At 54.9% G+C, this 1085-nt stretch carries 2 protein-coding genes; both read right to left on the reverse strand.

Annotated elements, in window-relative coordinates; genetic code table 11:
* On the reverse strand, positions 1–746 hold a 746-nt coding region (locus tag NDJ82_RS27375; protein WP_250926665.1), incomplete at its 3' end, for an IS3 family transposase.
* On the reverse strand, positions 743–1045 hold the full coding sequence (locus NDJ82_RS27380; protein WP_014717988.1) for a transposase: 303 nt from the start codon (positions 1043–1045) through the stop codon (positions 743–745). The genes NDJ82_RS27375 and NDJ82_RS27380, both read right to left, overlap by 4 nt.
* Positions 1046–1085: the final 40 nt, after the last annotated feature.

A 1085-nucleotide genomic window follows, 5' to 3' on the forward strand; every position in this document is an offset into this window, starting at 1 on the left:
ACGTCTGCTCGGGCCTCATGTTCCAGTTTGTAGCCCGTTTCAGGCACCCACTCTGATTTCAAACTGCCAAAGAAACGCTCCATCGGGGCGTTATCCCAGCACTCGCCTTTACGGCTCATGCTTTGCCTAAAACCCTGTTTGAGCAGCTCGTTTCGAAACTTATGACTGGTGTACTGACAACCTTGGTCAGAATGAAACAACACATTCTGGGGATGGCTGCGTAGCTCAACCGCCATGCGTAGCGCTTCGCAGGTCAGGTTGGCATCAGAAATCATCGAGAACGACCAGCCCACGATCCTGCGAGCGTACAAATCCAGAACGGCGGCGAAGTACATCCACCGCTTGCCGACCTTGATGTAAGTCACGTCGCCACACCACACCTGATTAACCGCCGTCACATCAAATTTCCGCTTGAGCACGTGTGGCGCCACTAAGGCCTCCACGCCCGGCGATTTGTACTTATGGCGCCTGCGCTGACGACTAGCGATGCCAGCTTCGCGCATCAAACTGCGAGCCATATAACGTCCGATACGATGCCCTTTGGCTTGTAGCTCCTTGGACAATGTACGTGCGCCGGCCGACTCTCTGGACGCCTTGTGGTGCCTGACCAGCGCGGCCTTGAGCTTGTCCCGTTCAGGATTTGCTCTGCCTTGGCGCTGGCGCCAAGCGTAGAAACTACTGCGGTTGACCCCGAACGCCCGGCAACACCTTTTAACGCCGTACTGCTCGTCCAGCTCATCGATCAACGTGAATGATCTTTGGCGTCCAAAAGCAGGAGAGCACTGGCCTTTTTTAGGATTTCGATATCCAGGTCTTTCTCTCTGAGCAGAGCTTTGAGCCTCTGGATTTCTCGTTGATCAGCGGTAATCGCCTTGGCCCCTACGGGAGTCGAGCCCAAGCGTTCTTTTTGCACTTGATCGACCCAGCGACGCAGCGCTGTGGGGCCGATATCCAGGCTGGCACAGACTTCGGTAACTGGCTGACCTTCATCCAACACCATGCTGGCGGCCTTGAGCTTGAACTCACTCGAATAAGATTTACGCATATCCAAACACCTCAAATTTGGGCGCTATCATAGCGCCCGA

Origin of the sequence: Pseudomonas sp. SR18 (assembly GCF_023701505.1) — a bacterium.
In the GTDB taxonomy this organism is placed as follows: Bacteria; Pseudomonadota; Gammaproteobacteria; order Pseudomonadales; family Pseudomonadaceae; genus Aquipseudomonas; species Aquipseudomonas cyclaminis.

What these genes read in the sequence shown, in the direction of transcription:
- NDJ82_RS27380 (WP_014717988.1), bottom strand. Translation starts at nt 1,045, where the DNA reads ATGCGTAAATCTTATTCGAGTGAGTTCAAGCTCAAGGCCGCCAGCATG.